The 20,754-nt window shown below is 66.8% G+C and carries 17 protein-coding genes; 12 read left to right on the forward strand and 5 right to left on the reverse strand.

Annotation, left to right across the window (positions count from 1 at the left end; genetic code table 11):
• Positions 1–232: 232 nt before the first annotated feature.
• The 3 genes from pip to OG225_RS12040 all read left to right on the forward strand — a co-directional run bounded on the left by pip (position 233) and on the right by OG225_RS12040 (position 3,463).
• Positions 233–1,171 (forward strand): prolyl aminopeptidase, encoded by a 939-nt coding sequence (gene pip / locus OG225_RS12030; RefSeq protein ID WP_405181748.1) that lies wholly within the window; start codon positions 233–235, stop codon positions 1,169–1,171.
• A gap of 782 nt (positions 1,172–1,953) precedes the next feature.
• Positions 1,954–2,799, forward strand: coding sequence for an alpha/beta fold hydrolase (locus tag OG225_RS12035; RefSeq protein WP_405181749.1), 846 nt, complete (start codon positions 1,954–1,956; stop codon positions 2,797–2,799).
• 325 nt (positions 2,800–3,124) lie between these two features.
• The gene (locus OG225_RS12040) at positions 3,125–3,463 is read left to right on the forward strand and encodes a DUF732 domain-containing protein (RefSeq protein ID WP_405181750.1); all 339 of its coding nucleotides are present in this window, start codon (positions 3,125–3,127) and stop codon (positions 3,461–3,463) included.
• A 69-nt stretch (positions 3,464–3,532) separates the two neighbouring features.
• Here OG225_RS12040 and OG225_RS12045 read toward each other — a convergent pair whose 3' ends face one another.
• Positions 3,533–3,949 carry a hypothetical protein gene (locus OG225_RS12045; protein ID WP_405181751.1) on the reverse strand — a complete coding sequence of 139 codons (417 nt, stop codon included), beginning with the start codon at positions 3,947–3,949 and terminating at the stop codon, positions 3,533–3,535.
• Between the two features lie 322 nt (positions 3,950–4,271).
• Here OG225_RS12045 and OG225_RS12050 point away from each other — a divergent pair, with 322 nt between their 5' ends.
• Positions 4,272–4,445, forward strand: coding sequence for a hypothetical protein (locus OG225_RS12050; protein ID WP_405181752.1), 174 nt, complete (start codon positions 4,272–4,274; stop codon positions 4,443–4,445).
• 389 nt (positions 4,446–4,834) lie between these two features.
• On the forward strand, positions 4,835–5,131 hold the full coding sequence (locus OG225_RS12055; RefSeq protein WP_405181753.1) for a hypothetical protein: 297 nt from the start codon (positions 4,835–4,837) through the stop codon (positions 5,129–5,131).
• Between the two features lie 135 nt (positions 5,132–5,266).
• Here OG225_RS12055 and OG225_RS12060 read toward each other — a convergent pair whose 3' ends face one another.
• On the reverse strand, positions 5,267–6,052 hold the full coding sequence (locus OG225_RS12060; protein ID WP_405181754.1) for an ATP-grasp domain-containing protein: 786 nt from the start codon (positions 6,050–6,052) through the stop codon (positions 5,267–5,269).
• A gap of 323 nt (positions 6,053–6,375) precedes the next feature.
• Between OG225_RS12060 and OG225_RS12065 the strand changes: the two genes are divergently transcribed.
• Positions 6,376–8,181: a serine/threonine-protein kinase PknD gene (locus tag OG225_RS12065; protein ID WP_405181755.1), complete on the forward strand. Its 1,806-nt coding sequence runs from the start codon at positions 6,376–6,378 to the stop codon at positions 8,179–8,181.
• A gap of 374 nt (positions 8,182–8,555) precedes the next feature.
• A complete protein-coding gene (locus OG225_RS12070; RefSeq protein WP_405181756.1) occupies positions 8,556–10,970 on the forward strand; it encodes an FHA domain-containing protein in 2,415 nt (804 codons plus the stop codon).
• A 21-nt stretch (positions 10,971–10,991) separates the two neighbouring features.
• On the opposite strand, the gene OG225_RS12075 is transcribed toward OG225_RS12070, so the two are convergent.
• Positions 10,992–11,384, reverse strand: a complete 393-nt coding sequence (locus OG225_RS12075; protein ID WP_405181757.1) for a DoxX family protein — start codon at positions 11,382–11,384, stop codon at positions 10,992–10,994.
• 49 nt (positions 11,385–11,433) lie between these two features.
• Between OG225_RS12075 and OG225_RS12080 the strand changes: the two genes are divergently transcribed.
• From OG225_RS12080 to OG225_RS12100, 5 genes are all read left to right on the forward strand, one after another.
• Positions 11,434–11,817 (forward strand): winged helix-turn-helix transcriptional regulator, encoded by a 384-nt coding sequence (locus tag OG225_RS12080; protein ID WP_405181758.1) that lies wholly within the window; start codon positions 11,434–11,436, stop codon positions 11,815–11,817.
• A gap of 361 nt (positions 11,818–12,178) precedes the next feature.
• Positions 12,179–13,369: an acyl-CoA dehydrogenase family protein gene (locus OG225_RS12085; protein WP_405181759.1), complete on the forward strand. Its 1,191-nt coding sequence runs from the start codon at positions 12,179–12,181 to the stop codon at positions 13,367–13,369.
• 80 nt (positions 13,370–13,449) lie between these two features.
• Positions 13,450–14,430, forward strand: coding sequence for a TauD/TfdA dioxygenase family protein (locus tag OG225_RS12090; RefSeq protein WP_405181760.1), 981 nt, complete (start codon positions 13,450–13,452; stop codon positions 14,428–14,430).
• Positions 14,431–14,548: 118 nt separating this feature from the next.
• Complete coding sequence (gene hrpB / locus OG225_RS12095) at positions 14,549–16,999, forward strand: ATP-dependent helicase HrpB (RefSeq protein WP_405181761.1); 2,451 nt, start codon at positions 14,549–14,551, stop codon at positions 16,997–16,999.
• 104 nt (positions 17,000–17,103) lie between these two features.
• Positions 17,104–17,727, forward strand: coding sequence for a hypothetical protein (locus OG225_RS12100; protein WP_405181762.1), 624 nt, complete (start codon positions 17,104–17,106; stop codon positions 17,725–17,727).
• 37 nt (positions 17,728–17,764) lie between these two features.
• Here the strand turns inward: OG225_RS12100 and OG225_RS12105 are convergent, their stop codons facing one another.
• Both OG225_RS12105 and OG225_RS12110 read right to left on the reverse strand, forming a co-directional pair.
• Positions 17,765–19,048, reverse strand: coding sequence for a class I SAM-dependent methyltransferase (locus OG225_RS12105; protein WP_405181763.1), 1,284 nt, complete (start codon positions 19,046–19,048; stop codon positions 17,765–17,767).
• A gap of 127 nt (positions 19,049–19,175) precedes the next feature.
• The gene (locus OG225_RS12110; protein ID WP_405181764.1) at positions 19,176–20,570 is read right to left on the reverse strand and encodes a 2OG-Fe(II) oxygenase; all 1,395 of its coding nucleotides are present in this window, start codon (positions 20,568–20,570) and stop codon (positions 19,176–19,178) included.
• Positions 20,571–20,754 lie beyond the last annotated feature (184 nt).

The following is a 20,754-nucleotide window of genomic DNA, read 5'->3' on the forward strand; positions in this document are numbered from 1 at the left end:
TCTCCAGCGGTCTACGAGGCAAGCGAGTTTCGCCGACCGAGCCGAGACCGTCCTCGAGGTCGCCTCGACCACCGGTCGGTGGATTCGAATCGGATAGGGTCGAGACGGTGATCATCTGGTTGAAACGGGGCGTTCGGTGCCGGGAAGACCACCACGGCAAACGAACTCGTGACCCTTGTGCCTGGCTCGACGCCGAAACAGCCGCCGACGCGACGACACAGGAGGTTCGGCGGTGACCGAACCGCATGCGAGTGGCCTGCTCGAGGTCGGTGACGGGAACCGGATCTATTGGGAAAGCTGCGGAAACCCGGACGGCAAACCGATGGTGGTGCTGCACGGCGGCCCCGGTCAGGGCTGCAACGAACGCATGCGCGCGGGGGAGGACCCGCACGGTCGATATCGGGTTGTGCTCGTCGACCAGCGCGGGTGCGGGCGCAGCACTCCCCATGCCGCAGACCTGGCCACGAGTATGGCTCACAACACCACTGCCCACCTGGTCGCCGACCTCGAGTTGTTGCGCGAGCACCTCGGCATCGACCGTTGGCTGCTGCGGGGTGGTTCGTGGGGCGTCACTCTGGCTCTGGCCTATGCGTTGCGGTTCCCACATCGGGTGTCGGAGATCGTGCTGTCCTCGATCTCCACCGCGCGCCCCAGCGAGATCGACTGGCTCTACGGCGGCGTCGGGCGATTCTTTCCCGAGGAATACCGACGATTCGTCGCCGCGGCGGGCGGCGCCGACGAGGTCGTGGCCCGCTACGACCGGCTGCTCGCCCGCCCCGATTCGCAGGTGCGGATCGGTGCGACGGCGGCGTGGGCGCGGTGGGAAGACACCGTCTTGTCGCTGGAACCGGGGGCGAGGCCCGGTGCGTTCAGCGGTCCGGTCGATGACGCCCTGTCCGCGATGGTGCGGATCTGCGCGCACTACTACGGCAACCACGCCTGGCTCGAGGACGGGGAACTGATCGGCAACGCTGCTGCACTGGCGAGTATCCCCGGGGTTCTGGTCCACGGGCGCCTGGACCTGAGCTGCCCTGTCACCACCGCCTACGAATTGGCCCGTGCATGGCCGGGCGCGCAACTGTTCGTCTGCGATGAATCCGGCCATCGCGCCAGTCCGGCCAAGCGTGAATTCCTTCGTAATGCCCTCGACCGATTCGCCGATCGCTCGTAAGGCGGCCCGGAGTGCAGACGCTTCGGGGACGAACCGCCTCGCCCTGTTGCGTTGGGAGCCGCCCGTCGACAACCCCGCTCGTCTCGACCGGCCTGGATCGACCCTCCGGCGATCGTCTCTTCCGTGCTCCGACCGCCCGTCCGATCGATCCTGCTGGCACGAGATATCTCCTCGCACTGAGAAACTCGGGTCACTTCACGTACGCGTGAGCCACGTATACGGCAGTCGTGCCGACGCCGAATCTCAGCGTGGTGGCACAGCGAACAGTTCCTCGGCTATGCGTCGTCGGGGTCGGTCCGCCGACGTCCGGCGTCAAGCCGTACCCGGTCAGCGGGCAACTGCACGCGGCCCCTCGTGGCCAAGACGTGTGGGTCGCAAAAATCGAGCCCCGGCACGTATCCGTGCTCTTGGGATTCGACCACTGATGGTGTCCAACAATGTGATTCGGACCTACCGATTCTTCGGGGCGAGACCCTGCACGACCGATGCTGACGAGGTGGGCGCGGGCCCGGCCCTCGGCGGCGGCATCCTCGCCTGCCGTCGCCACTTCGGTCACACTTTCAGGGGATCGCCGCAGACTCGCCCGACATCTGGTCGTCGCGCACGGGGAGCGCTCGAATCGTGTACATCGATCGCAAGTTGCCATAGTATTGCTGACTGATGCAGCACGGGCGATCCGATGTCGGTTGATCTGGGCAAATGAACTTCCTCTCATGGCAATCTCACCTCGAACTGCCTTGTTTGCTGCATGTTCACAATCGTCCACAACTTCGGGAGGTTTCATGTTCGATGAGCGTGACCAATTCGCTGAGTTGTCCGATGTTCGTATGTGTTACCGCGACGAAGGGGATCGGAACGGGCAGCCGCTGCTGCTGATCATGGGGCTGAGCTCGCAGTTGATCCACTGGCCCCAGGAGTTGGTCGATGATCTCGTCGCGCGCGGCTACCGGGTGATCCGTCCCGACAACCGCGACAGCGGATTGACCGAGTGGAAGGCCACGCCGAGCCAGTACTACCTGCGGGCGATCGCACGTGACACCGTCGAGTTGCTCGATTATCTCGATATCGAGGCGGCCCACGTCGTGGGTGCGTCGATGGGTGGAATGGTCGCACAGTTGCTCGCGATCGAGTACTCCCAGCGGGTGCTGTCGCTGTGTTCGATCATGAGCACCCCGCACATCAGCATCGGTATGGCCGAAGGCGACGTGCTCGAGGAGTTGATGAAGAAACTGCCCGACGATCGTGAGGCAGCGATCGAGCAGATCACCGACCTGTACACGCTGATCGGGTCGAAGACCTACGCCGACCGCGAAGCCCGTCGTGCGCTGGCGACCCAGGCCTACGACCGCGCCCAGCATCCCGAGGGCAGCCAGCGTCAGGTGACCGCGGCGCTGATCGCTCCGGACCGCACCGCGAAGCTTCGGCAGTTGCGGTTGCCCGCAATGGTTATCCACGGTGGTGAGGACTCGCTGATCAAGATCGCCGGCGGCGAGGCCACCCATGCCGCGATCGCCGATTCGCTCTATCGGCCGCTGCGTGAGATGGGGCATGACATTCCGGCGCCGCTGATCGAGCAGATCGGTGCGGCCATCGCCGAGAACGTCGCTCGGCGCCCCGTCCGCGTGTAGGTCTCGCGCGACTGCGGTTGTTGCTCGCGAGGTGAGTCGGTGACCGCTCACCCACGGTGAGTGATGCGGTATCGCGATACCAGGGCGTGGACTTCGACTGCGCCCTGGTATCCGCGAGCATTCGACGGCGATCCGGCTTTGCTCCTGGCAAAGTCGGAGGGCGACGGCGAAACCCGCTTCCGGCGGGACCGCCTGCCGTGGGGGATCGGCGGGGCGAGATTCGAGGGTGGCCCGGCCCAGCCCTGGGGTGGGTTTTCTGCCGCTGTCGGCTGCGGGATCGTTGGTGCTACGCCGCCAACGGCGCCTGAACCCGAGAGATGACATCATGGTGATCGACCGAATCCGCCTCCGCACCTTCACAGTTGCCTGTGCCGCGACACTCGTCGCGCTCGGAACTGTCGTGGTCGGCGGTGCAGCCGCGACGGCCGACACCGGCACCGCCGAAGCCGCGTTCTTCGACGAGATCAGCCTGAACAACGCCGCCCTGCCCGGAAAGTCGGCCGACGAGATGATCATCGCGGGTTACGCGACCTGCGGCCACCTGCGCGCGGGAGTGTCGGTTCTCGACGAGATCTCCGCGGTGGAGCGGGATTACCGGTTCGACCAGGGCACGCTGTTCGTCAGCGCGGCGACGACGAACTTGTGCCCGGACTTCGCATCGTGAATCGCTAGACGCGCAACCGCGTCGAGGCATCGGGCCTCGACGCAGTCTCGCGGTCGTGGTCTCGCGGGCTCAGACGATTCGGACGTTCATCGTGTACGAGGCGTCAGTCTGCTTCGTCGTGATGGTCAGGTGATAGGTGCCCGTGGCCGGGAGTTGGAACTGGCTCACGGGGGTGTCCGTGGGGTATAGCCGACCGTCGGGTGCGGTGAGCAGGACCAGGGCGGTGCCGGACGCGGAGGTGTAGTGCGAGATGACCTCGATGGTCATCAGTTGCCCGGCGCGGGCGTCGAGCGTCCAGATGTCGCTGTATCCATGGTTGATGTAGCCGCCGACGGTGCCGTGGTCGGTACCGGGCGCGAACCTGATCTCCTCGTAGACCCCGCTGGCGTTCGCCGCTCCCGCGCCTGCGGTGACGACGAAGAACGCCGCCGCGATCGCTGCCATGGCGACGGCCGCTTTGCGTAATGTGATGAGAATGGCGGTCATGATCCCCCCGTTGTTCTGTGTGGTGTCTGGGCCTGATGCGTTAAATAGCTTGTCGCGCAACACTTATAGAATTCTAACGGCCCGCTGAAGGCGATTCCGCAACCCTCGCGCACGCTCGGAGCGGATATGGCCGGAGCGTCGCCGTGACGAACCGTCGCGGTGCGTCGGATCTCTCCCTTCATGCCCGAAACAGACTGGCGCGCACGGAGCATGGTCGATTCGGGTAGCTGTCGAGTCGATGCGCAGTGGGCGTGGCTGGAACGGGCGTTGCTTCGAAAGTGCGTCCAGCCGGGCCCGGTTCGGCCACAACCTCGACGAGCACGTGATCACAGAGCGGTACCACGGCTTCCGGATCGGTGGCCCGACCGAACTCGATATCGATTCCTGGATCGAGGGCTCGGACCAGACCTTTCCTGTCACTGCTCTGCAAGACGCGGAACTCGTGCAGATCGCCCCCGGTCACCGCGCGCGGATTCGCTCGACGGCGGCACGATGACCAGCCGCCGCGCGCCCTCGCGGTTCACCGCGACTCAGCGCAGATCGACCTCACCCGTCGAGGGGCGATCACACACGGATCACCGGCCTCGTTGTCGACGGTGACGTGCAGTCCGGCCCTGGTCTCGGCGTCGAAACCGACGTTGCTCCAGGCTGTGAGCTCAGGAGCTCTGAAGCGGTGGCATCTCGTCGAGAGAACCACGTCCAGGATCCCGGTCGGCCCGCGATCTGTGGGCTTGTGCGAAAAACCTGGGATCGGTAGGTGGCGTGCGCGGCATCTACTTACCGCATGACAACTTCTCAGAACCCCACCAACCACCCGCGGTCCGTCGGCTCGGACAAGAAGACCAGCGCGGTCCTGTCCTACGCACTGGGGTGGGTCACCGGGTCGTGTTCCTGTTCGTGGGCAAGAACGATCCCGATGTGAAATTCCATGCCTCGCAGTCGATCGTCTTCTTCGGTGCGGTCTCGGTGCTCGATATCGTGCTGAGTATTCTCGGCTCGCTGCTGGGAGCGGTGGGGATCATCTTCAGCCTCGCCGGTCTGGCTCTGGCGGTGTTGGCGGTCGTGGTCTGGATCATGGCGATGGTCCAGACCGACAAGACCGGTGGTGTCCGTGCGGAGCTTCCCCTCGTCGGAAAGTTCACCGCCCCGTATGCCGATCGGTTGGCGGCCTCGGTCAAGTAGCGATCTGCACGAAGATCCGACCAGAACTCGTCATCAAGGATGCCCTCAGCACTCGTGCAGGCAGCCCGATACGAATACTCGAACTATAACGGCCCGAGGCTATCTCGGGCCGTTGACGTCTGCGTGGACGAGGGATCATTCGAGTCGGACCGGCGGCAACGCCCACGGAGCGTCGGACTCGCCGAGTTCGTGGCGTGGCACGCAGGCGCGGGCGAGTACCTCGAGAACACGTTCCGGGTCGCATCCGTACACGCCCGCCCCGAATGCGCTGTTGGCTTCGACGACCGCCCATCCGCGCCCCTCTATCAGTCCGACATCGATGACCACGGCCGGTGGGGCGGGTGCGACGGAAAGCAGTTGCTCGACGCAGGTCTCGGCGTCGGATCGCTCCTCGACGGTCATCGACGAATCGCCGCCGGTGTCGTGCCCGTCGCGCAGATAGGGCGAACATGTCAGGACGCGACCGTGCAGGACGAAGCAGCGGATCTCGACCTGCCAGGTGACCGGCTCCGCCATGAACACCGCCGTATCGTCCGGGCACGCGGCTTCGGACGGGAGTCCGGCACCCGCCCGGTACAACCGGCCGGCGAAGCCCTTCCGTCCGTCGGCGGGTTTGACGAAGACGGGGCCCGGATGATCTCGCGCCGCAGCCAGCGTCGATACGCGTAGTTCGCGACGCAGGAACTGTGGGGGTAGTCCGGGCAGCCAGTCCTCGGGCACATCGAGAAGTGCGAGGCCGAGTTGTCCGGCCACGGCTTCGGCGAACAGCACTTCGCCGTAGATCGCGGCGGGTCCCGTCACCATGTCCGGCGGAATACGCCATCCGGTCGGACGCCGGATCTGCCAGCCCGCACGTCCGGCTGCCGCCCGCATGAGGATGGAGTCGTCGGTGAATCGGGGGGACAGGATCAGCGTCGGCACCGCCAGCACACTAGGACAAGGGACAACGTCCGGCGACCGAATAGATGACGGGCGCTGTCGAGCAGTTGTGGCCCATGTGGGTCGTCGGGCACGACAACAATCGGTTCGTGCCGGGGCACCTCGGCGCCGACCCGGGCGGTAGCCAACTGCTAACTGGATGTGGAGCGGGACCCGCCGGGGCTCGAGGAGTCAGAAGACAACATCCGGCTATCGAGTATCCGGCCTGGCTGGATCGACTAGTGTGAGGCTGTCTACTCGCGGACGCGGGTTGGAATGTCGGCGAGTACGGCCGTTAGCCAGACGAGTGGTTACGGGACGGCACAATGGATGACATACCAAAAGGTGGCGACACCACCTGGGCGTCGGGGCGAGCGGTTGCGTTCGGTCGCTATCGGTTGTTGTCGCTGCTGGGTCAAGGCGGCATGGGCCAGGTGTGGCGGGCGCACGATTCGCTGACCAATCGGGTCGTGGCGCTCAAGCTGTTACCCGAGCGCTTCGCCGATGACGAGCAGTTGCGCGAGCGGTTCCGCCGGGAGTGCCGGGCGGTGGCGCAGTTGACCGAGCCGCATGTGATCCCCATCCACGACTTCGGCGACATCGACGGTCGGCTCTATCTGAATATGCGCCTGATCGAGGGCACCGACCTGCGCAAGGTGCTCACGAAAGAAGGTGCCCTGTCGCCGCAGCGGTCGGTGGCGATCGTCGCACAGGTGGCAGGCGCGCTACAGGCGGCTCACGACGCCGGGCTGGTCCATCGCGATGTCAAACCGACCAATATCCTGCTCGGGGACGATGAGTTCGCCTCCCTGATCGACTTCGGGATCGCCCACGCCGCCGACGACCGCACGCTGACCGCGACCGGCGAGACGATCGGCACGGTCGCCTACATGGCGCCGGAGGAGATCGGCGCGGCGGTCAGCCCCGATGCCCGAGTGGACGTGTACGCGTTGGCGTGTGTGCTGCACGAATGCCTGACCGGTCGGCCGCCGTTCGTGAGCGAATTGGGGATGCAGGGTGTGATCGCCCATCACCTGCACACCCCGCCGCCGCGTCCCAGCAGTACGACGCCCGAGGTGCCGACGGCGTTCGATGACGTCATCGCCAAAGGAATGGCCAAGAATCCCGACGATCGCTACCAGACCGTTGGCGAGTTGACCGCGGCGGCCCGCGCCGCGGTGGGCGATTTCGCGGCCGACACCACGGGGGGCGTGGCTGCGCGTCGACAGCGGCGAATCTCGTTGTCGCGCAGAGCCGTCGGTCTGATCGCCGCCGCGACCGTGGTCGCGGTGGCGATCGCCGTGGCTGTCGTCCTCGGTCTCCAACGGGAATCGGGCGGCGATGGTGACTCGCCCGCATCCGTCGCCTCGGGCTTCTCGTCACAGACCGCGCTGCCGTTTCCCGGCGTCAGCCTGCCCACCGGCGTAGCGGTCGACGCGGCGGGCAACGTATATGTCGCGGACATGGGCAACGATCAGGTGCTGAAATTGGCCCCAGGCGCGTCGACGCCGACCCCGCTGCCGTTCACCGGCCTGAAGAATCCCCAGAATGTGGCGGTCGACACCGCGGGCAACATCTACGTCACCGACACGAGCAACGATCGGGTGCTGAAATTGGCGGCCGGCGCGTCGACACCGAGCCTGCTGCCGTTCACGGGCTTGAAGGATCCCCGTGGTGTGGCGGTCGACGGGGTCGGAGACGTCTACGTCGCCGACCGGGGTAACGATCGGGTGGTGCGGTTGGCGGCGGGCGCGTCGACGCCGACGACGCTGCCGTTGACGGGGCTCCAAGGCCCCGACGGGGTGGCGGTCGACGCGGCGGACAACGTGTACATCACCGAATTGGGTACCGAGCAGGTGCGGATGTTGGCGGCGGGAGCATTGGCGCCGACCATGTTGCCGATCACCGGGCTCAAAGATCCCCAGGGCTTGGCGGTCGGCGCGGCGGGAGATGTGTACATCGTCGACTGGGGCAACAAATGGGTGGTGATGTTGTCGGTGGGCGCGTCGACGCCGACCCCGTTGCCGATCACCGGCCTGAAGAATCCGCAGGGCGTTGCGGTCGACTCGGCGGGCGACGTGTATATCACCGATCTGGGCCCCGATCCGGTGGTCAAACTCGCGGGTACCTGAATCACCCGGATCGGCCTCGATCAGGCGTGGAATATTCGACATAACGAAATATCGGTGGATGAAACAGATTGGGAAATATTCGGATTCGATTCGGCATCCGGTTCCTTCGGATTCTCGAAACAGATTGAATCATTGATAAACCTGCTCGGCAGCGTGGAGGTTTTGCGGCTGCGATCGAATAAGGTCCACCTCGCCGTAAATCGGTCTGATCTCCGCTGGTAAGAAGGATATCTCCGAATTCTGAAACGGTGAAGCGGACGCTCGAGGGAGGGTTGCGGACGATTATCGCCGCGATAACTTCGGCGCGGTCGTATACTTTCGATATGGCGGATGGGCAGTCTCTCGCGGATTTATCAGAATCGCCGGTTCTTGTAGTGCAGACGCGAGAACGCGTCTATCGACTGCGTGCCGGGGGCGCATATAACGTCGGCCGCGATCCGACCGCCGATATCGTCGTCTCCGATCCGCGCGTTTCGACCGTGCACGCCGTGCTGGAGCAGGGATCGCACGGTTGGGAAATCGAGGACGCGCACAGCCTCAACGGCACCTTTTTCGATGGGCACCGCGTCGAGCGGATGGTGATCGACCACGACGAGACCTTCCAACTCGGTCACGCCCAAGATGGCGCCGAGTTGTCCTGCTCGCTGGAAACCTCAGCAGGCTCCGAGCCCGAGGCCGAGGTTGATCCCGGCGGGGACACGATGGTCGTCCCGAATCCCGGCTACGCGCTCGACGACGACGCCACGATCACCAAGTTCGAGCCGGGGCTGCCCCGGCGAGTGTCGCGGTCGTCGCCTCAGACCGCCCATCCGAGCGCGGTGGTACGGATCATCTCGGACACGCTTCGCATCGGGCGCGCCGCCGACAACGACATCGTCGTGCCCGACCTCATGGTCTCGCGCCACCATGCCGAACTGCGGGTGGTCGGCGAAGGCGGATATCGAGTCGTCGACCTCGACAGCCACAACGGCACCTACGTCAACGGCCACCGCGTCGATGTCGCGGACCTGACCGAATCCGACTTGATCGGCATGGGACACACCACCTACCGACTCGTCGGCAACGAACTGCGCGAGTCCGTCGACACCGGTGATATCTCTGTCTCGGTGCAGAACCTCATCGTGCGGACACCCGAGGGCAAAGTGCTCCTCGACGAGGTGAGCTTCCCCATTTCGCAGCGCTCACTCGTCGGGGTTATCGGGCCCAGCGGCGCGGGCAAGTCGACGTTGTTGGGCGCGGTCACCGGGCTGCGGCCCGCGACCGAGGGGACCGTCCGCTATGACGGACGCGACCTGTACACCGATTACGAAGAGCTGAGGCACCGGATCGGCTTGGTTCCGCAGGAAGACATCCTGCACAACCAGCTTCAGACCCGACGTGCCCTGCTCTACGCCGCCGAGCTGCGTTTCCCCGGCGACACCCGCAGCGAGGAACGCGAACAGCGAGTCGACGAAGTCCTCGATGAACTCGGACTGACTCGGCACGCCGACACCCGCATCGACCGGCTCTCCGGCGGGCAACGCAAACGCGTGAGCGTCGCACTCGAGTTGCTGACCAAACCGTCCCTGTTGTTCCTCGACGAACCGACCTCCGGTCTCGACCCCGGCCTGGACAAGACGGTCATGGAAATGCTGTCCGAACTGGCGCACGACGGGCGCACCGTCATCGTCGTGACGCACAGCGTGGCGAATCTCGATACCTGCGACCGCCTCCTGGTCCTGGTGCCCGGCGGCAAGCTGGCCTATTACGGACCGCCCGAGGAAGGATTGCGGGAATTCGGGCAGCGCAGCTGGGCCGAGGTGTTCCAAGCATTCGATCGGGAGGAGGACCGCGACTGGGCCGCCGAGTTCCGGGACTCCCCGCGCTTCGAGAGCTACATCGCGGACGCGCTGCCCGACGACGCCGAATCGGCGGAAGTGCAGCGCCCGCCGGCTCCGCCGCCGCCCGCGTCGCAGTCCAAGCTCAGCCAGCTCAGCACCCTGTGCAGACGCTACCTGGCCGTGATCGCCTCGGACCGCAGCTATTTGGCGTTGCTCGGTGTGATGCCGCTGCTGCTGGGCGGTCTGATCGCCGCGGTGCCCTCCGGCGAGGGGTTCACCGGGGCACCGGGATCCAACACCGACGCCGCGACCAAGCTCATGATCTTGATGTTCGGTGCGTGCTTCGTCGGTACCGGCAACTCGATTCGCGAGATCGTCAAGGAACAGACGATCTACAGCAGAGAACGCGCGGCAGGCCTCTCGGCCGGTGTCTATCTGATGTCGAAAGTACTGGTCCTGGGGGTGATCACCATCCTTCAGACAGCGGTGTTGTTCGTGATCGGCACCATCGGTGAGAGCTTCCCGCCCACGGGGATATTCACCTCCGTCGAGCTGGAATTGATCTTGGCGATGGCGCTACTCGGCATCGCGTCGCTGGCGCTGGGCTTGTTGGTGTCGGTCTCGGTGAACACCTCGGAAAAGACATTGCCACTGCTGATCGTGCTGTCCATGGCACAACTCGTGCTCACCGGCGGTTTGGTGCGGCTGCCCGGCACACCCGTTCTGCACCAGCTGTCCTACCTGTCGCCGTCGCGCTGGGGCTACGGCGCCGGCGCCGCCAGCCTCGACCTCGACACTCTCTCACCACACGACGGCGGCCCCGACCCGCTGTGGAAACACACCCTCGGCACCTGGCTGCTCGACATGGGAGTCGTCGCCGGTCTGACGGCGATCTTCCTCGCGCTGGCCTGGTATCGCCTCTACCAGATGCGGCCACGGCGGCGCGGCGCCCGACCCGCACGGATTTGACGCCGCTCGCACACGGGTGGGTCAGAGCGGGCCGACGCGCACGCCGATCAGAACAGCGGCCACGACCGCGAGGGCTGCCGCCGGGAGAGTGCCCGCGATATCTCCGACGCGCGCGTACGCGGCGACCGCGCCGATGAAGTAGAGCGTCAGGCACGCCGCGGCAACGACGCCCAGCGGTCCCCACCACACTCCGATGATGAGACCCGCCGCTCCGGCGATCTGAGCGACGCCCAGGAACGGCAGCATGGTGAACGGCAATTCGAGAGTCGACATCTGCTCGACCATCCGCGGGGGCCGGGTGAACTTCGCGCCTGCCGAGACCACGAGCACTACGGACATGAGCACGGCGACGACGAGGTAGGTGACGAACATTGCGAGCCTCCACTGGATGACGGGCAGCGCGGTGCATTGCATGCCGTCGACGCTAGGGAGCCGTCAGGTACCGAAAGGTACCCTTCGCACCGTGAGCCTTCGACCCGGAACCGTCTTCCTCGCCGACTGCCCCGCCAGGTCGGCCATCGAGATCATCGTCGGCAAATGGGCTGTGGTGACACTGTTCGCGTTGAGCCAAGGCCCGCGGCGGCACGGCGATCTCGTCGAGTTGATCGGTGGGGTCTCACGCAAGGTGCTGACCCAGACGTTGCGTCGGCTACAGGAGCACGGCCTCGTGGAGCGGCGGGTGTATGCGGAGGCGCCGCCACGCGTCGAGTACAGCTTGACCGCGCTCGGGGACACGCTTCGGGAGCCGATCGAAGCTCTGACGACGTGGGCGCGAGTCAACGGCGCCTCGATCGCCACTTTCCGCGAATCGACCGAGCCGTCGGGGACAGCGCCAGAGCACGGGTGATCGATCAGGCCCACAGATCGTGTGGGCACGGCCTTCGGCATCACGGGCGCCGCGAAGCGTGATCGGATGTGCTCCCGGCAGCCTGCCCGGGCTCTCACCTCTGCGCGCCGAACACCCGGTACCGCTCGACGAGTACAAAGCCCCCGGCGCGTTCGGTGACTTCCCTTCAGGTCGAGCGCGGTGGCATCGGGACCGGGATGTGTTGGTGGACAATGCGGATGCGGCTCGGTGCGACACCGTTGGACTCTTCCTGACTTATTTGCTTCCGCCCGACATCGCCGCCTCCTACCGTCGACTCTGCCGCGTCACTCGCGCAAGGGTGCCGTAAGGCGACCGTCCACTCGTCGAAAGTAGTTGCACCATGACAGATCTCGCCGTGGAGCCCGTCGATTCACCGATTTCGGAGGTGCTGACGCCCGGCGTCCTGCCCGAGGCGTTGCTACACCGTTTCCATCAGCGGGCGCCGGAATACGATCGCGACAATCGTTTCTTCACAGAGGATCTCGATGAACTACGGGAGATCGGCTACCTGCGCGCGGCGATTCCGGTCAGTCACGGTGGGCTCGGGTGGACGCTCACGGAATTCAACCGTGCCCAGCGGGCACTCGCGTACTGGGCGCCCGCGACCGCGCTCGGTGTGAACATGCACCTGTACTGGACCGGTCCGCTGGCCGACCGGATCGCCGCGGGCGACACGTCGCTGGACTGGCTCGCCCACGAGGTCGCCGCGGGCAAGGTCATCGCGGCCGGACACGGTGAGCGCGGAAACGACCTGGCCATCGATGATTCCACCACCGGCGCGGTGCCGGTCGACGGAGGCTATGTCGTCAACGGGCACAAGATCTTCACCTCGCTCTCGCCCGCGTGGGACTGGCTGGGCATCCACGCTCGCGACGACAGCGATCCGGAGCGGCCACGCATCATCCACGCCTTCGTGCCTCGGCACAGCGAGGGTGTCCGCACCGTGGAGACCTGGGACACCCTCGGGGTGCGGGCGACCGCCAGCCACGACACGGTGCTGACCGACGTGTTCGTCGCGCAGGAGTATGTGGTCGACAGCTACGAGCGCGGCGCGAACCCCGGTCCGTTCATCTCGTCGATCCTCCCGTGGGCGATCCCGGCGCTGGTCAACGTGTACCTCGGAATCGGCCGCCGCGCAGTCGATGTCGCGCTCGAGTCGGCGCGGACCCGCAACGTGTTGAGCCTCGGCGGCCGCCCCGTCGCAGGCAAACCGTTCGTGCAGTACCACGCCGCCGAGGCCGAATTGGCCTTGGAGGCGGCGACGGCACACCTCGATCACATCACCGAGGTGCTGGCTCGCGGTGACGATCTCGGTGACCGTCTGCTGCTGGCGTTGTTCGCCGTGAAGGAGAACGGCACCCGTACCGCGCGGACCGTCGTGGATATCGCGCTCGAGATCGGCGGTGGCGGTTCGATCCACCGTCGCAACGAGTTGGAGCGGCTGTACCGCGACGTTCGCGCGGGAAGTTTCCACCCGCCCAGCAGCGACAGCGTCCGGGAGTACATCGGCAATTTCCTGCTCGGCGAGTGAGGTCGGCCTCCAGGACTTCGGGGGCGCCTTCGACAAACGGTCGCCGTTCCACGACCGACGACGGAAAAGGAGCACAGACAATGACACTCGCGCAGATCGAGATTCGGGCGGACCGGGAAGCCGACGCCGCGAAATTCTTTCGCCAGGCCGGAATCACCATCGAGAAACTCGGTGAGCACATCGGCGCGCGGCTCGGCGGAGTACGGCTCGGCGGCGATCTTCCCGCCGAGCAGGTCGAAGCGATCCGGCTCGCCCTGGCGATCAACAAGGTGGTCGTCTTCGACGATCAGCACCAGCTCGACGACGATTCGCAGTACGCGTTCGCGGAGTCGCTTGGCACGCCGACCGAACCCCACCCGACTCTCACCTCGCTCGGCACCCGGTTGCTGACGATCGATCGCGCGGCGAACACGTGGCACACCGACGTCACCTTCGTCGACCGCGTTCCCAAGGCCTCGATCCTGCGAGCCGTCACCCTCCCCGGGTACGGCGGAGCCACCACCTGGGCATCGACCGTCGCGGCCTACGAGCAACTGCCGAAAACGTTGCGCGCGTTGACCGAAGAACTGTGGGCGACACACAGCAATCTGTACGACTACGCCGGTCGGACCGACCTCGCCGAGGCGGGCGAGGGCGGCAAACCTGCCCAGTATCAGGAGTTCACCAGCACCGAATACGAGACGGTGCATCCCGTTGTGCGGGTGCACCCGGAAACCGGTGAGCGCTCTTTGCTGCTCGGTCATTTCGCGAAGAGTTTCCGCGGCCTGAGCGCCACCGAGTTCCACAGCCTGTACCAGCTGTTGCAGGCGCGAATCATCAGATTGGAGAACACGTTCCGCTGGAACTGGCGTCTCGGCGACGTCGCGATCTGGGACAATCGCGCCACCCAACACTATGGAATCGCGGATTTCGGCGACCAGGAACGCGAGTTGCACCGCATCACCCTCGCCGGTGATATCCCGGTGGACGTCAACGGTTCCCCGAGTCGGGTGATCCAGGGCGACGCCTCGCACTACAGCGAGATCGTGGACGCCCAGCGACTCGAGTTCTTCGCCGCGTGATCCGCAAACGCGTCACCCCTTTCGGTACTCGGCCTCGTACCTGATCGGTGGCCGTCAGGGCGCGCCCGGACGGCCCGCGCCGAAGCGTGTGCGAGGCGAGGCTTCAGACTGGTCGGTTATGGACCTGCCCGAACTTCCCGATCTGCCGATCCGCGGCGTGCTCGACCGTGTCGTCGCGACCTTGGCCGAGCACGGGACGGCCGTGTTGGTCGCGCCGCCGGGAACCGGGAAGACGACCCTGGTGCCGTTGGCGCTGGCCGCGGCCGTCGCGGGGCGGGTGGTCGTGGCCGAGCCGCGACGGCTGGCGGCGCGGGCGGCGGCCGGGCGCATGGCGGCGCTGCTGGGGGAGCGGGTGGGCGAATCCGTCGGCTATTCCGTGCGTGGGGATCGTCGGGTCGGGCGGCGGACCCGGATCGAGGTCGTGACCTCCGGGTTGCTGGTGCGGCGGTTGCAGGACGATCCCGAACTCGCGGGGGTCGACGTGGTGCTGCTCGACGAATGCCACGAGCGGCATCTCGACGCGGATCTGCTGTTGGCATTGCTACTCGACGCGCGGGCGGGCCTGCGACCGGACCTGCGAGTGCTGGCCACCTCGGCGACCGTTGCCGCCGAACGGCTTTCGACGCTATTGGGTGGGGAGGACCCGGCACCCGTATTACAGGCGCACGGTCGCACCTATCCCGTTCGGACGGCCTATGTCGCGGCACTGCCGAGGGAACGGATCGAAGCGCAGGTCGCGCGCACCACCCGGATCGCGCTCGCCGACACCGAGGGAGACGTGCTGGTCTTCCTGCCGGGAGCGGCCGAGATCCGCCGGACCTCGACGCTGCTGGCCGATCTGTCCGACGTGGATGTCGTTGCCCTGCACGGACGATTGTCCGCGACGGGGCAGGACGCGGCCCTACGATCGGGCACCCGGCGGCGGGTGGTGCTGTCCACGGCGGTCGCGGAGTCGAGTCTGACGGTGCCGGGCGTGCGAGCGGTCGTGGATTCCGGGCTGGCCAGGGTGCCGCGAATCGATCGGGCCCGTGGACTGTCCGGGCTCGCGACGGTGCGGGTTTCGGCGGCGGCGGCCGAGCAGCGCGCCGGACGGGCCGGTCGTGAGGGGCCGGGATGGGTGTGGCGGTGCTGGCCGGAATACGAGCACGCGACATTGCCCGCCTATCCGGAGCCGGAGATCCGGACGGCGGATCTGACCCGGTTGACCCTGGAGCTGGCCTGCTGGGGCACGGCCGACGGTCACGGCCTGCGCTGGTGGGACGCTCCGCCGCCGGGGGGACTGAACGCCGGGCGGGAGGTGCTGCGCGCCCTGGGCGTGGTTGACGGTGACGGTGCGGTGACCGATCGAGGTCGGCGGATCGCGCGGATCGGGCTGCATCCGCGGTTGGCGCGCGCCCTGCTCGACGGGGCGGAGGTGGTGGGCGCGCGGGCGGCCGCGGAGGTGGTGACAGTCCTCGACGACGACAGCTACATCTCCGGCATCGATCTGGTGACCGGTTTGCGGGTGTTGCGGCGGGAGCGACCTGCGCACTGGCGGCGGGAGGTCGATCGGCTGGCCCGGTTGGTCGACGGCCGGGACGGGAAAGACGATCCGGCCTATGTGGTGGCGCTGGCCTATCCGGAGCGGTTGGCGCGGCGGCGTGCCGCAGGGTCGGCGAGCTATCTCATGGCGGGCGGCACGGCGGTGACCGTGCTGCCCGGCGCAGGCGTCGGTGACGCGGAATGGCTGGCGGTCGGTGTCGCGACCCGCGATCCGGGGCGCGCGGAGGGGGTGGTGCGGTTGGCCGCGGTGGCCGACGAGTCGCTGGCTCGGCGTGCGGCCTCGACCCTGCTGAGCAGCGTCGAGGAGATCGATTGGATCGACGGCGAGGTCGTGGCCCGGCGGGTGGAGCGACTGGGCGCGATCGTCCTGTCGCAGAAGCCCGTTCCCGCCCCGGACCGCCGGATGCTCGCCGCGGCGGTACTGCGCGGGCTGCGGTCCTCCGGCCCGGGCCTGCTGTCCTGGAGTGCCGACGCGACAGCCCTGCGGCAACGCCTCGATTTCCTGCATCGCACCCTCGGCGCTCCGTGGCCCGCGGTGGACGACGAGTCGCTACTGGCCGCCGCCGAGGTCTGGCTCGGCCCGGAACTGGCCACCGCCCGTCGCCGCGCCGATCTCGAACGTATCGACACCGGGCAGGCGCTACGCAGGCTCCTGCCGTGGCCGGAGGCCGCCAGGATGGACGAGCTCGCACCCGAACGTCTCGAGGTCCCCTCCGGCAGCCGTCCCCGCGTCGACTATTCGCTCGATCCGCCGGTGCTGGCGGTGAAGGTCCAGGAGGTGTTCGGTTGGGCGGAGGCGCCTCGGCTGGGTGACGGCCGTGTCCCGATCGTGCTGCATCTGCTCTCTCCGGCGCAGCGCCCGGTCGCGGTGACCGCGGATCTGGCGTCTTTCTGGCGATCCGGCTGGTCTCAGGTCCGCGCCGACCTGCGCGGGCGCTATCCCAAACACGCCTGGCCGGAGGATCCCGCGACCGTCCCCGCCCATCGGGGGACCGCGCGCAATGTCGGCCGTGAACGGAACCGGTGAGCGCCCCGGAGGCCGCATTGTGCGGATGCGCGCGGTGGAGGACAGTGGATATGTCCGGTGGCGTCCACCGGGGGCGCTGCCCTTCCTGAAGTAGGAGGTGGCCAATGTACGCACGTTCGAGCACGATCGCGGCCGAGCCGTCGTCGGTCGACAGTGGAATCGCGTACCTCCGCAAGGAGCTGATGCCGAATCTGTCCGATATCGACGGGTGGGTCGGCATGTCGCTGATGGTCGACAGGGCGGCGGGGCGTTGCATCGCCACGTCCGCGTGGGAGTCCGAGGACGCGCTGCATGCCAGCGAGTCGCGCGTCGCGCCGTTGCGTGACGGTCTGGCCAAGGCATTGCACGGGCAGACCCAGAAGATCGAGGAATGGGAAGTCGCGGCCATGCATCGCGATCACCTGGCCGGTGAACGCGCGTGTACCCGATGCATCTGGATGCGGACCGATCCGGCCGGGATCGACCGGATGATCGACACGTTCAAGACCGGATCGCTGCCGCAACTCGAGAAACTCGAAGGATTCCGCAGCGCCAGCCTGTTCATCGACCGGGCCACCGGTCGAGCGGTCGGTTCGAGTGTCTGGTCGAGTATCGAGGAACTGGAGAGCAGTCGTGAACCGACCGCGCGGATGAGGCCCGAACTGGCCCGTGCTCTGGGGGCCGAGGTTCTCGAGGTGGCCGAGTTCAGGCTGGGTTTCGCTCACCTGCGGGTGCCCGAACTGGTGTGAATCCGTAGGTGACCGCCCGCAGGCTGCCGATCCGGGGCTATCCCCAGGCGCGCCGGGTCGCGGGCATATCGGCGTTCCCGGTCGCTTCCGGGACCACGCCGAGCACCTGGTGAATCCCCAGTCCGCCGTCCTCGAAGCCAAGCGCCGAGGCGGCCATATACAGCCGCCAGATTCGTGCTCGCCCTTCGCCGGTCAGTGAAACCGCTTGTTCCCAAGCCTTTTCCAGATTGCCCACCCAATGGCGGAGGGTGAGCGCGTAGTGCTCGCGCAGGGCTTCGACATCACGAACCTCGAATCCGGCACGTTCCATGGCCAGCACGACTTCGCCCACGTCGACGAGTTCGCCGTCGGGAAAGACGTAGCGCCCGATGAAGGAACGGTTCTTCATGACCGAACCGCCCGGCGAGGAGATGGCGTGGTTGAGCAGCCGTCCGCACGGGCGCAGCAGGGCGCGCACGGTGTCGAAGTACGCGGCGGCGCGTTCGGTGCCGACGTGTTCGAACATGCCGATCGAGGAGATGGCGTCGAACTCCTCGCCGCGCAGGTCGCGATAGTCGGCGAGCCTGATCTCGACGCTGCCCGACAGTCCGGCGTCGGCGACTCGTCGGCGGGCGAGTTCGACCTGAGCGCCGCTGATGGTGACGCCGACAACCCGCGCCCCGTAGGTCGTCGCCGCGTGCATCGCCATGGAACCCCAGCCGCATCCCACGTCAAGCAGGCGCATGCCCGACTGCTCGGCCAAGCCCAATTTGCGGCAGATCAGATCGTGCTTGGCGCGCTGGGCGTCCTCCAACGATCCGTCACCGTCGGGGACGAACCGCGCACAGGAGTAGGTCATGCTCGGTCCGAGCACCAGTCGGTAGAAATCGTTGCCGACGTCGTAGTGATGACTGATCGCCGCCGCATCGCGACGTTTGGTGTGCAAGGGCCCGCGCCGCGGTCGCGCCTCCTCCGGCGGCGGTTCCGGCTTGCGACCGAGCACCCCGAGTTGCCGCGCCGCCCCGATGGCCTGCCAGGCCGCACCGAGACCGAGGCGGGCGTCGTTCGGCGCGGTCGACTGGAGTGCGCGAAGCATCGTGAATATGTCGCCGTCGAGATCCACCGCACCGGAGACGAAGGCACGCGCCAGGCCGAGTTCACCGGGCGCCCAGACCAGATGGCGCAACGCGTCCTCGGATCGCACGCGCATCGTCCCGGGGCTTTCACCATCCGGTTCGATCGCGCTGCCATCCCAGAATTCGAATCCCACCGCGGGGTGCGGGCCCAAGGTGGCGCGCAGCAGAGGTTCGAACGCGGCAGCGATGGAGGCCCGGTTACCCATCCGACCACTATGGCCCGCCTCGCGCCGCCGTGCCGGCAGCGACGCGACGTCATCGGGGATGCGTCAGGTGGACGGAAAAGCTCGGGCTGACAATTTCGACACCTGTTCGACAAGGATGGAACCTGCGTCAGTGCGCCCCGGAATCCGCCGTGGACATCGCGGGGAGTTCGATGGGCTGTTGCCGTGCCCACACCACGATCGCCGCGCGCCGGTACCAGCGGTCCATCGTGTTGCCCTCGTTGCCCATGAAGCCTTTGGATTCGAAGGCGTACGGGTGCACCACGGGTTCGCCTCCGCCGGGACACAGTTCGTCATCGGTGATCGACAGGGCTGTCTGCACCGCCGGATCCCCACTACGGTCGATCCACCAAGTCAGGGTCGTGTACGACCACGACATCTGTTCCTGGCCCAACGACCCGAACAGCTCGGGATGGTCTGCGGCGGTGGGGGATTCGCCGGGCGCCTCCTCGAAAGGTTCGTCTTCACCCTCGATCGCGTCCCAGTCCTGGCCGACGACTTTCCAAGTGCCGTCGACGCGTGCCCAGCGCCTGCGCATGCCGCACATCCAGTCCTCGTCCTCGAACTCGTCGCAGGGGTAGCTCTCCCGGATATCGGCCAGCGCCAATGCGATCGCGCAGTCGGCCTCGGCCGCGGCCGTGACCAGTGCCGCCGCGCGGGCGGAATCGACTCCCTTCAGCTGATCCCAGCCGAGACCCCGCTGTGAATACCGGTGGTCCAGCAGGTGGACGAGTAGTCGCGGCGGACGGCTCTCGGGTCCGTCGCCGCGCATCCACGACGGGACCGGGACCGGCGTGGCGAAATGCTCGCGCAGTTGCTCGGCCAGGCCCGCGACCGTGGGATTCGACGAGTCGGTGTTCGAAGCGTGTGCCACGACCACCAGGTTGAAGGTCAGGGAGATCCGGTGGCCCGCGATGACCGGGAGTACCTCGTGTTCGCAGTCGGGGTAGAAGGCGACGAAGGTGAGTTCGTCGGGCGAGCCGGTGTCGATCACCCGCTGACCGCGATGTTCGATCACCAGGTCACCGCCGGTGAAGGTGGACGGAAGCGTCACCACCAGGGTGCCGATCATGCCGTCGGCTTTCTCCGAATCCTGGTGCCGTCGGAAAAACTGGCCGGTCTCGTAGATCAGCATCGAGTGGAACTCCGCCGACAGCGCACGGCCCGGCGGAATTCCGAGATCTTCGCGTATCGCGTCCAGCACCGGGGTGACCGTCGCATGCCAGCGCTCGCGATCGATCGTGACCCGATCGCGGGGAATCTCCCAGGTGTCACGCACAGTCGGGTCGAGCAGAGTCTGTTCGCGCCGACCGTACCGGGCCGGTCGGGCGATCTCGCACAGTCTCCGCGCCTGGTCCGGTGGCACGGGCCACCGCACCGCCCCCACGCCCTCTACTTCGAGTGCCAGGTTCTCGGCCGACGCGGTGTGGCGCGCAGCGAACGAACCCGGCGGTCGCGTCGCGTCCAGGAGTTCGCCGATGGCGCGCAAGGTTCGGTCCGTCATCCACATCTCCCAGGTTCGCTCGAGATCACGGTCGCATCCTGGCAGAGGGGACCGACACCATGCACGGCACCCCATGAGATGGTCTGCCCCGCAACGGGATCGGTGATCGTCGGGCGAACAGTGGTTGCCGTCGGGCGGCCCTTCGATCGGCCCGATGCCGCGTCGAGATCAAGGGGTTGACAGC

The sequence above is a fragment of the Nocardia sp. NBC_01377 genome, from assembly GCF_045040005.1.
GTDB lineage: Bacteria > Actinomycetota > Actinomycetes > Mycobacteriales > Mycobacteriaceae > Nocardia > Nocardia noduli.

Coding starts and splice junctions, on each gene's coding strand:
- OG225_RS12045 (WP_405181751.1), bottom strand. CDS start 3,949: ATGACCGCCATTCTCATCACATTACGCAAAGCGGCCGTCGCCATGGCA.
- OG225_RS12035 (WP_405181749.1), top strand. CDS start 1,954: ATGTTCGATGAGCGTGACCAATTCGCTGAGTTGTCCGATGTTCGTATG.
- OG225_RS12105 (WP_405181763.1), bottom strand. CDS start 19,048: ATGGGTAACCGGGCCTCCATCGCTGCCGCGTTCGAACCTCTGCTGCGC.
- OG225_RS12075 (WP_405181757.1), bottom strand. CDS start 11,384: ATGCAATGCACCGCGCTGCCCGTCATCCAGTGGAGGCTCGCAATGTTC.
- OG225_RS12065 (WP_405181755.1), top strand. CDS start 6,376: ATGGATGACATACCAAAAGGTGGCGACACCACCTGGGCGTCGGGGCGA.
- OG225_RS12110 (WP_405181764.1), bottom strand. CDS start 20,570: ATGACGGACCGAACCTTGCGCGCCATCGGCGAACTCCTGGACGCGACG.
- hrpB (WP_405181761.1), top strand. CDS start 14,549: ATGGACCTGCCCGAACTTCCCGATCTGCCGATCCGCGGCGTGCTCGAC.
- OG225_RS12100 (WP_405181762.1), top strand. CDS start 17,104: ATGTACGCACGTTCGAGCACGATCGCGGCCGAGCCGTCGTCGGTCGAC.
- OG225_RS12090 (WP_405181760.1), top strand. CDS start 13,450: ATGACACTCGCGCAGATCGAGATTCGGGCGGACCGGGAAGCCGACGCC.
- OG225_RS12085 (WP_405181759.1), top strand. CDS start 12,179: ATGACAGATCTCGCCGTGGAGCCCGTCGATTCACCGATTTCGGAGGTG.
- OG225_RS12040 (WP_405181750.1), top strand. CDS start 3,125: ATGGTGATCGACCGAATCCGCCTCCGCACCTTCACAGTTGCCTGTGCC.